The 10127-nt window shown below is 45.5% G+C and carries 9 protein-coding genes; 5 read left to right on the forward strand and 4 right to left on the reverse strand.

What is annotated here, in order from left to right; translation table 11 throughout:
• The first annotated feature begins 61 nt into the window (after positions 1 to 61).
• Together BMX95_RS29730 and BMX95_RS29735 are read left to right on the forward strand one after the other, a co-directional pair.
• Positions 62 to 490 (forward strand): rRNA adenine methyltransferase, encoded by a 429-nt coding sequence (locus tag BMX95_RS29730; RefSeq protein WP_081202817.1) that lies wholly within the window; start codon positions 62 to 64, stop codon positions 488 to 490.
• Between the two features lie 26 nt (positions 491 to 516).
• Complete coding sequence (locus BMX95_RS29735; RefSeq protein ID WP_081202816.1) at positions 517 to 1020, forward strand: endonuclease V; 504 nt, start codon at positions 517 to 519, stop codon at positions 1018 to 1020.
• Here BMX95_RS29735 and BMX95_RS29740 read toward each other — a convergent pair whose 3' ends face one another.
• From BMX95_RS29740 to BMX95_RS29755, 4 genes are all read right to left on the reverse strand, one after another.
• Entirely contained in the window at positions 1021 to 1662 is a 642-nt protein-coding gene (locus BMX95_RS29740) for a nucleotidyltransferase domain-containing protein (protein WP_081202815.1), read from the reverse strand.
• A 274-nt stretch (positions 1663 to 1936) separates the two neighbouring features.
• Positions 1937 to 4648, reverse strand: a complete 2712-nt coding sequence (locus BMX95_RS29745) for an alpha-L-rhamnosidase (RefSeq protein ID WP_081202814.1) — start codon at positions 4646 to 4648, stop codon at positions 1937 to 1939.
• A 109-nt stretch (positions 4649 to 4757) separates the two neighbouring features.
• The gene (locus BMX95_RS29750) at positions 4758 to 5459 is read right to left on the reverse strand and encodes a DUF2461 domain-containing protein (RefSeq protein ID WP_081202813.1); all 702 of its coding nucleotides are present in this window, start codon (positions 5457 to 5459) and stop codon (positions 4758 to 4760) included.
• A 1-nt stretch (position 5460) separates the two neighbouring features.
• A complete protein-coding gene (locus BMX95_RS29755) occupies positions 5461 to 5817 on the reverse strand; it encodes a winged helix-turn-helix transcriptional regulator (protein WP_081202812.1) in 357 nt (118 codons plus the stop codon).
• A 181-nt stretch (positions 5818 to 5998) separates the two neighbouring features.
• On the opposite strand from BMX95_RS29755, the gene BMX95_RS29760 reads away from it, so the two are divergent.
• The 3 genes from BMX95_RS29760 (at position 5999) to BMX95_RS29770 (ending at position 9876) form a co-directional block, all read left to right on the forward strand.
• The gene (locus tag BMX95_RS29760; RefSeq protein ID WP_081202811.1) at positions 5999 to 6607 is read left to right on the forward strand and encodes an FMN-dependent NADH-azoreductase; all 609 of its coding nucleotides are present in this window, start codon (positions 5999 to 6001) and stop codon (positions 6605 to 6607) included.
• 273 nt (positions 6608 to 6880) lie between these two features.
• Positions 6881 to 9076, forward strand: a complete 2196-nt coding sequence (locus tag BMX95_RS29765) for a T9SS type A sorting domain-containing protein (protein WP_081202810.1) — start codon at positions 6881 to 6883, stop codon at positions 9074 to 9076.
• A gap of 233 nt (positions 9077 to 9309) precedes the next feature.
• Positions 9310 to 9876 (forward strand): RNA polymerase sigma factor, encoded by a 567-nt coding sequence (locus BMX95_RS29770; protein WP_133053993.1) that lies wholly within the window; start codon positions 9310 to 9312, stop codon positions 9874 to 9876.
• Positions 9877 to 10127: the final 251 nt, after the last annotated feature.

Here is a 10127-nt window from a genome sequence, read left to right on the forward strand (position 1 = left end):
CATCAAAAATCTAGCTTATGGCTGATTTGTAACGGATTATTTGATTGTATATTGCCCGCCTATGGAATTCAACCCAGAAAACAAGGTAGTGCAATTGTGCGCCCAGGGAATGGAACAGGAAGGAAAAGGCCAGCCCGAAGAAGCTGCCCGGCTGTTTAATGAAGCCTGGGCCATTGCGGCAACGGATTTTGAACGGTTTACGGCCGCGCATTATGTGGCCCGTCATCAGAAAAGTGTGTGGAATAAATTATTGTGGGATCTAAAAGCGCTGTCCCATGCCTTAAAAATCGAAGAGGAAGGCATCAAGGCCAGCCTGGCTTCTCTGTATTTGAATGTTGCAAAATGTTATGAGGATCTGGACGATTTTGGGAATGCTAAAATAAATTATCAACTTGCTTTATCTTTTGTTGATTTTCTTCCCAACGACGGCTTTGGGAATATGATCAGGTCTGGAATAGCCCGGGGACTTGAACGGGTTGAAGGGAGATAGTAAATTTGTAGCTACAGAAAACAATTATGATCCTCGCAATCGATGTTCATTATAAGGAAACCACCGCTAAGGCAGTAGGTGCGTTGCTTCAAAATTGGGATGATGCCGTTGCACAGCAGCATATAATCAAATATATTGATGCTGTGGAGGAATATGTTCCCGGTTCGTTTTATAAGCGGGAACTTCCCTGTATTCTGGAGATCTTTAAATCGGTAGATCTGCACAGCCTGAACTATATAATCATCGATGGTTTTGTGGTGTTGGACGATTCCGGCAAACCCGGCTTGGGGGCATATGTATATGAAAGCATTCAATCGCAGGTACCGGTAATAGGTGTTGCGAAAACCAACTTTCATCAAAATGAACAGCATGTAATTCAGGTTCTGCGTGGCGACAGTGCCAAACCATTATATGTAACCGCAATTGGTACTGACCTGCCTGTGGCGGCTGAACATATAAAGAGTATGCACGGTGAGTTCAGGCTGCCCACCGTGTTAAAAGAAATGGACCGGATAACGAAAGAATCCTGATCAAAATTCATTGACCGGTAACAATTCTGCTTCTATTCTTTTTCTAAATGGCTCGTACTCCTTTTCGGTATACCATTTGGCTTTTTGCGCCAATAAGATGTTTACGCGTGTGCCCTGCTGTAGGGTCACTGCAAACAATTTCTCCTGTAATTCCCATTTAAGTGTATTGGAATAATCATTATTGGTAAGAATGAGCATGTCCCAGTCGCTTTGTGGGTTGTAGGCGCCTTTTGCGCGATTGCCGTAGAGCATTATCCCGGCATCTGGGGTGATACTGGTTATTATTGTTTGTAAAGTAGCCAGTGTTTTTCTGTCGGCTATTTCCTGGTTGGTTTGCTCAAAGATGCCGCCAAATCCATTGTTAAGCATAAAGTGTTTTACAATAGCGCGAAAGACTTTATTAGGCGTAACCTGCAGCAACTCGCAGGCCCGTTGCTTTTGCCGCGGATCCTCCGTAATGCCCTTGGCACATATAATAGCCATTCTCATTTTCTCATTCGCTTCCAGTTGTTTTTCTGTGAGCTTCCTTTTGCTCATATCAGGAACAGCCGTTAATAAAGTCTGACCCTGGTATTGCTTTACCACCAGGTTTTTCATTTTCCCGGAAACACCTTCCAGGAGCGGATTGCCTTTTACGATCATGGTTGATTAGTATTAAATGAATATAACTAATATTCGTCATATAACCATAGATTCTGCGTTCTATTTTCATTCATCTTCCATGCTGTAATGGAAGATGAATGGAGGAACAATGGAGGATGAATGGAAGATGAATGAAGGATAGATGTTAGATTTAAGATTATTGAGGCCATTTGAGGGGTAAAAAGTGAAAACTCCCATTCTGGATAACCGGTAATCGGTAACCCTGAATGGGAGTTTTTATAAATTGATGAAAGTTGATGTGGAACTGATATCCCTAATGCGCCCCGCTGATCACAAAATGATACTTTCCTGAACCTGCTTTTACCATTACATATTGATCATCTGAAGTGGCTACCTGTAGGTCTTTCTGGGCCGACAAGGCTATACCGCTTTCGGTAATGGTACTTTCTGGGGAGGCGGGCAAATAAATAGCTGCGGTGGTATTGGCCGGCACTTCTACATCAACCGTTAATTCGTTGCCATTGGTTGACCAGCCGCTGCTTACCGTTCCATAATAAGTTTGTAACGTAGCCGCAGCATTGGTTAATCCACCACCGGGGTGTGGCTGTATTTTTATGTGTTTGTAACCGGGACCGTCTTCATATGTATCCAAACCGGCGATAACACGGTACATCCAGTCGCCAATAGCGCCATATGCGTAATGGTTAAAGGAGTTCATGCCCGGGGTTTGAAAGGTGCTGTCGGGTTTTTGTCCGTCCCAACGTTCCCAAATGGTGGTAGCGCCCATTTTAACGGGGTACAGCCACGATGGGTAAGTTTCCTGTAACAGTAAGGTATAGGCCATGTCAGTATATCCAAAACGGCTTAATACATGGCACAGGTAAGGTGTTCCCAGGAAACCGGTCGTTAAATGGTTTCTATAATCCTTAATATTTTGTACCAGCCTGGCTGCTGCCTGTGCACGCAGGGCTTCCGGTAACATATCGAACTGCAGGGCCAGTACGTATGCCGTTTGGGTGGGTGAAACCAGGCGTCCATTGGGCGTGAGGTATTCATTTACAAATGCTGCTTTTACTTTTTGTAACAGCTCCCCGTAGGTGGTTACGTCTTCGGTTTTGCCTAATTGTTTGGCGGCATTGATCAGCAGTTGGGTTGAGTGAGCATAGAAACACTGGGCAATTAAATATTTGTCGGTAACGGCGGCTTTGCCATCATTGTCGTCAAAAGGCCGGTAAAAAAGCCAGTCACCAAAATGGAAACCGGTTTGCCACAGGTCATTCTTGCTTTGGGCCTGCATATAACCTACCCAGGCTTTCATGCTGCTGTACTGTTCTTCCAGTATTCGTTTATCGCCATAGGCCAGGTACATGTTCCAGGGCGCAATGGTGCATACATCGGCCCAGCCGGTTGATGCGCTGGAATTGGGGCCTAATACATTGGGTATTACATGTGGCACGGCGCCATCGGCTCTTTGATCGGCTGTTACATCGTGCAGCCATTTGGCAAAGAAATTATTGACGCCAAAGTTAAACGAAGCGGTACGGGAGAAAGCCTGTGCGTCGCCCGTCCAGCCGAGGCGTTCATCACGTTGCGGGCAATCGGTTGGCACATCGAGGAAATTGCCGCGTTGTCCCCATTGAATATTATGTTGTAACTGATTGAGCAAGGGCTGAGAACAGGTGAAGGTACCGGTGGGTTGCATATCTGAGTACAGGGCCACTGCGGTGAAATTATCCGGGTTTATTTCTCCGGGATATCCTTCCACCTGAATATACCGGAAGCCAAACCAGGAAAAATGCGGTTCCAGCGTTCTTTCTTCTTTCCCATCCAGGATATACGTGGCCGTTGCTTTGGCTACGCGCAGGTTTTCGGTATAGAAATTACCATATTTATCCAGCACTTCTGCATGCTTTATTACAATGGAGTCGCCGCTATTGCCTTTTGCTTTTACCATTACCCAGCCAACCAGGTTCTGGCCAAAATCAAGTACGGTTTTTCCATTGGGAGTGGTGAGCACTTTTATGGGTTTGAAAGTTTCGTGCTTTTTTACCGGTTCATTATATGTGGTTACCAGCACGTCTTTTGAAAAATCACTGGTTTGTGTTTGGCTCCAGTCTGTATCGTTGAAGCCGGCATTCGTCCAGCCGCTTTTTTCTGCACGGGTATCTACTGTTTCGCCATGGTAAATTTCATCATAACGAATGGGGCCGGTGGAAGATTTCCAGGTACCGTCTGTTATTAAATTTTGGGTAGAACCGTCGGTAAAGGTGATGGCGATTTGTACCAGTAAGCCGGCATCGCTGCCATAGGAGTTTTTGTTACCGCCCCAGGCCAGGTAACCGCGGTACCAGCCATTGCCCACAGTAACGCCCATGGCATTGGCGCCAGTTACCAATAAGGAGGTAACATCATATACCTGGTATTGCAGGCGTTTGTTGTAGCTTGTCCAGCCGGGGGTAAGGTAGGCATCCCCTACCCGCTGCCCGTTTATCTGGGCTTCGTACAGCCCATGTGCGGTGATGTAAGCCGTGGCTGTACGTATCTTTTTAGGGAGTGTGAATGTTTTGCGGTACAGGACAGCCGGGCGATCACTTTCTTCGGTGAACCCGGGGATGATCCACTGGGCTTTCCAGTCGGCCGGTGATGATAATGCCGTTTGAAAGGTAGCTGGTGCGCTCCAGGGAGTTACTTTACCAGCGGTGTCCCAAACACGCACCTGCCAGCTGTATTTGGTGGCTGGTTGCAGTGGATTACCGGCATACGGTACCTGTACTGATTGTGCGGAATTGACCTTGCCACTGTTCCATACAGCGGTTTTACCTGCTGTTAGTTTTATTTCCCAGGCAGCTTGTTGCACGTTGCGCTGAGCGGCTGTAAGCTGCCAGCTAAAACGCGGTGCTGCTACATTTATTCCAAGGGGATTTACGAGGTTTTCAGTGAGCAGGTGTTGCAGGGTAACCTGACCAGTTGCACCCCATGTACTTAACAGGATGCACCAGCCGGCAATAAGCAGATCCTTTTTCATTGGCAGGCCATTTTTAGTTTTAGGATAAACAAGGTAAGAAAAACCATCGATGTGGCATCCTGTTTAATCCTGAATGGCGCATATGGTATCACAAATACATATATCCCCGTTAAATTTCCAGGCCGTTGGTGTCGGTAGTGAGCACCTCGCTCATGTAATCAAAGAAAGGGCGCATGTTTTTGAAGGTGGTACTGGCTGTTGTAAGAAACTGATCGCTCAATACTTCCTTATCGGTAAACTGTCTGGTCAACAGGAATTGTTTATAGCGTAACAGGTCAATGGCTTCGTGACTGGCGTCGAAACCTTTGGGCGATGTTTTTACCTGCTCGCCTTTCAGCATGCCGAAGGTGGTGGTGAATGATTTACTTTTCAGGATCTTTCTTAACGCAGCGGCATCAAAGGCAATTTCATCACGAATGCGTTTCAGGTCTGGCGCATTGGGTGCCCAGAAACCGCCGGTGAGATAACTATTGCCCGGTTCCAGGTGAAAATAATAACCACCCCGGCGAAATTTGGTAGCGCGTTTAAAATTTCCGCTCCAGTTTGTTTTATACGGTGTTTTATCGTTTGAAAAGCGAATGTCGCGATAGATACGATGCAGGCTTTTTTTGCCGGATGGCGTTTCTATTTCATCATGTTTATTCAATTCCCGCAGCAATGCTTCTGCAAAAAGCTCTACCTGCTCCAGTTCCTGTTGATACCGGTCTTTGTGGGTATTGAACCAATCGCGGTGATTGTTCTTTTTTAATGTCTGTAAGAATTCGAACCCTGATTTACGAACTACTGGTTGCACTGTTGTTTGTTTTGCCATATTAATCCTTTGCCATCACTTTTTTACGGTGTTTGGTACCCCATTTGTATAACTCCGATATCAGATTATCCAGCGATTCGCCATATTCCGTGAGCGAATATTCCACTACAACGGGAACAGAATCATATACGGTCCGGGTTATAAGTTTATTCATTTCCAGATCGCGTAGTTCTTTTGACAGCATGCGGTCTGTTATTTTAGGAATGTCTTTGGCTATTTCACTAAACCTTTTATTGCCAAACTGTAATGAGATAATGATAGGTAATTTCCATTTGCCACTCAGTACGCTGATGGCATCTGATACCGGCAATATCAAACCCAGGCATTTGTGGTATTCGTGTGCTTCTTTTTTTGCCATGTTATTGCTTTTTATTGTGTTGCTATATCCAGGTATAGTGCTATACCTGCGTATAGAGCTATATCCTCAGTAAGTGCTATACATGCGTATAGTACTTACGAATGTATAGCAAAGGTACATAGCTTTGTTGTGAAAACAAAAACACAGTAACAAACTCAGGCAATAACTAAAATTGATAAAGATGAAAAAGATATTGAACATCGTGTCGAGTGCAAAAGGAAACAACTCGTACAGCATTAAATTGTCAAACGCTATTATTGACAAATTGTTAGCAGCTTATCCCGACAGCCAGGTAAAAACGCATGACCTGACGGCGAATCCCCTGCCGCATTTATTTGAAGATCAGGTGGCTGCCTTTTATACTCCGGCAGAACAACGTACAGACGACCATAAAAAGCTGGTTAGTTATTCTGACCAGGCTATACAGGATTTGAAGGAAGCCGATTTTGTGGTGATTGGGGTGCCTTTGTATAATTTTAACATTCCTTCTTCTTTAAAATCCTGGATTGATAATATTGTGCGTCACAACATCACTTTCAAATATGAAAATGGAGCCCCCCAGGGAATGGTGGTTAATAAGAAGGTATACCTGGCCATGGCAACCGGTGGTATTTATTCAGAAGGGCCGATGAAACCTTATGATTTTGCAGAACCATTTTTGCGGTTTATTCTGTCATTTATCGGGTTGAACGATATCACCACCTTCCGGGTGGAGGGAACGGCCATTCCTGATCTGGCCAATGCTGCCTTTCCCAAAGCAGTGGAAACGGTGAATGAGCATGTATTCTAATTAATTTTAATTTATTTAGTGTGTGGGGGCCTGTTTGGATATTGCCAAACAGGCCTCTGGCTTGTTAAATGTCTTTCAGACAACAAAATATTGTTGATCCTGATCATCTTCGTTATAAGATATAATATAATGCAAATATGATTGTCACTCAAATTCAAGGGTATTTGGGTAAACTTTAGGCTAAGGGTAATTATTTAGTGTAATTTAATACTTAAGTATTACGTTAAAAGATATCTTTGCACCTTTGTGATCCCAACCAAACCCCAGTAGATCGTGAAAAAACAAATCATTCGTGCCCTGGCATCAATGCTATGCCTGTGCATGTCCCTATCGCACTTAGAGTCATTCAGTCAATGTGGTACCGCACCAACCTCCGGTTTAACCACTATTTCATCAGCAGACATTGTTGTTAACTCTTATTATGCAGGAAGGGCTGATGCCAATTCAGGCTCCAAAACAGTACCTGTAAATGCAAAGGATAACAGAAGTGCTGCTGCCGGCCTTGCCAGCGGCGACATGGTATTGATCATTCAAATGCAGGGCGCTCAGTTTACTACTACCAACAGCAGCAGGTATGGTGATAATAACAATGGTGACCCGGGCAGTGGTTATACAAACAACGCCAGCCTGGTAGCCGGGTACTATGAGTATAACCTGGTAGCAAGCTACAATGGCACCAACTCGATTACCCTTACTTATCCGCTGTTACGTACTTATAATACCTCAGCGTATACAACTACTCAAGGCATCGAGACTTTTCAGGTGATCAGAGTTCCACGTGATTATGATTTAAATATCGCCAGTGGCGGTTCAATTACTGCGCCGGCATGGAATGGTAGTACGGGCGGCGTGGTTGTATTAAATGTGAACAATACCCTTACCATTAATGGAGCTATAGCTGTAGATGGTAAAGGTTTCAGAGGTGGTGGTGGTAAATATTTTAAAGGTACAACCAATGGCAGTAGTACTAACAATGCTACCGGTGGTGGCCAGGTTGATCTCGAAAACACTGATTACCGATTTAATTCAACCGTAACTAATAACCGCAATACAACGGGTGGTGCAAAAGGCGAAGGTATTGCCGGAACCCCTGCCTTTGTGTTGCCTATGGGGGCTACCAATGCTACCACAAATACTGTTGAAGGTTATATTGGCGGCTCTATGGGCCGTGGTGCACCTGGTAATGCCGGCGGCGGTGGTACCGATGGAGATCCTACCAGCAATCAGTACAATCCTGGCGGTGGTGGTGGTGCCAATGGCGGTGATGGTGGAATGGGCGGCAGCGGCTGGGATGGCGGCGACCATGATAAAACTAATTACCCCTATGGCGGCTTTGGCGGAAAGGCCTTTGCCCAGCGCTCGAAAGACAGGTTTGTGATGGGCGGCGGCGGCGGCGCCGGCACTGGTAACAACAGCACAGCCGGTTCTACCGACTATATCTCCAGTGGTGGTTGTGGCGGTGGTATCGTGCTGATCCGTGCCAAATTTTTCAGTGGCAGCGGTACTATATCGGCCAATGGTGCAGCAGCGCTCGATCAGAATGTGACTGGTATAACAGACGCGGCCGGTGGCGGCGGTGCTGGTGGTTCTATAATAGTATTGGCCAATGACCCCAAAATAGTCGGCACGCATACTATCAAAGCTTCTGCGAATGGTGGAAAGGGCGGCGATATGTCTGCTTACTTTGCCCATGGCCCTGGCGGCGGCGGCGGTGGTGGTTACGTGTTAACCAATATCATCCCCACTGGTTCTATCACTGTTACTGGTGCTGCGAGCGGTCGTACCCGGGCAACTGCAACCGGCGATCCGGTGAATGACCCGTATGGTTCAACAGCCGGCTCGGATGGTGTTAAATCAGTAGTGACCGGTGGCTCTGCTTTAACGAATACCGGTTCACCAGCTACCCCATGTGGTACCCTGCCTGTTACCCTTACCCAATGGAGCGGCATATATAAAAACAACAAAACTTATTTAAGCTGGACAGTTGAAAACGTTGCCGACTTCTCTCATTTTTCAGTGGAACGCAGCGCCGATGGTGCTCATTTTTCACCACTGGGTGATGTGGCCGGTATTACTTCCGGTGCGTTCGCCCAGTCCTATTCGTTCGAAGATGTGTTCCCTGCCGATGGCGTGAATTATTACCGGTTGAAAATGATTGACCTGAACGGTCAATACACTTACAGCGGTGTTCTTATCATTCGTACAAATGGCTCAGGTATACAAATAAATGCTACCCCCAATCCATTCACGGATCATGTAGTGATCTCTATTCAAAGCACTACTGATGAACCGGCTAATCTGCGGGTATTCAACAGTGATGGTAAACTGGTGTGGCGCAAAACCACTTATGTGAAGGCCGGTACCAATGTGCAATATTTTAATGACCTGCAATCATTGCCCAAAGGTGTGTACATTATAAAGGTTGATAAAGGCGATACCACAGGCGAGTTTAGAATGCTGAAACAATAATAGATTTATCTTAAATAATCAGGGAGACCGTCCGCCGCAGTGGACGGTCTCTTTTTGTTTCGAACTGGCACAGTTTCTTTCGCTTTGCCGCTTTTTGCAGGTTATACAATGTAAAAAATAACCATGCAATCGTTTGCACAACATTTTGAAACTTGTGCAGCTTAAAAAAACTTAAACATTTGGTAAAACAACTTCCTTTATGAGCTTATATTTGGTTGGTAAGTTTGCGCCATATGAATTTTCAACCAATTGTTCCCGACGACGCCGAGTTGTTACTGCAATTGAGAAAAGGGGACCGTATTGCTTTTGATGAACTATTTAACCGCTTTGCTGAACCCATTCACACGTATGTAAAAATGCGCCTGAACGGATCAGAAGAGGCTGATGACGTGCTACAGGAAGTTTTTATACGCCTGTGGAATAAACGTCAGAGTATCGTTATTCATACTTCTTTCCGCAATTATCTATATACCATCGTTCAACACTGTATCTGCGATCACCAGCGGGCTTCTAAAAGGAAAAGATACACGTTAACCGCAGAAATGCCCGAACACACCGAAGAACGACCGCAACCTGACGAACAGTACCAATACAAGCAGGTCTATCACCTCTGGAAAAACGCTACCAACAAACTTCCCGGACAAATGCGCCGCATTTACTCCATGAAAAATGAAGAACAGCTTTCTGTTAAAGAGATCGCTTCAGAACTGCAGCTGAGTGAACAAACCGTAAAGAACCAATTGCACACCGCCGGACAACGGATAGTTAAAATGTTGCGGCAGGTGCAGATCTTCTTTTAGGCAGAAGGCAGAAGGCAGAAGGCAGAAGGCAGAAGGCAGAAGGCAGAAGGCAGAAGGCAGAAGGCAGAAGGCAGAGAATTTCGGGCGGCGCAAGATAGGACAGAATTCCCGAATGTCGGGAGCCCACTCACTACTCACTACTCACTACTCACTACTCACAATATGACCAAATTGTTAACTCCCGTTTTTTTCTAATTTCCCTCTAGTACCAGTTTATTTCTTTAACCGTCTATTAACAAAAGCTATTTTTT

Origin of the sequence: Niastella yeongjuensis (assembly GCF_900110245.1) — a bacterium.
In the GTDB taxonomy this organism is placed as follows: domain Bacteria; phylum Bacteroidota; class Bacteroidia; order Chitinophagales; family Chitinophagaceae; genus Niastella; species Niastella yeongjuensis.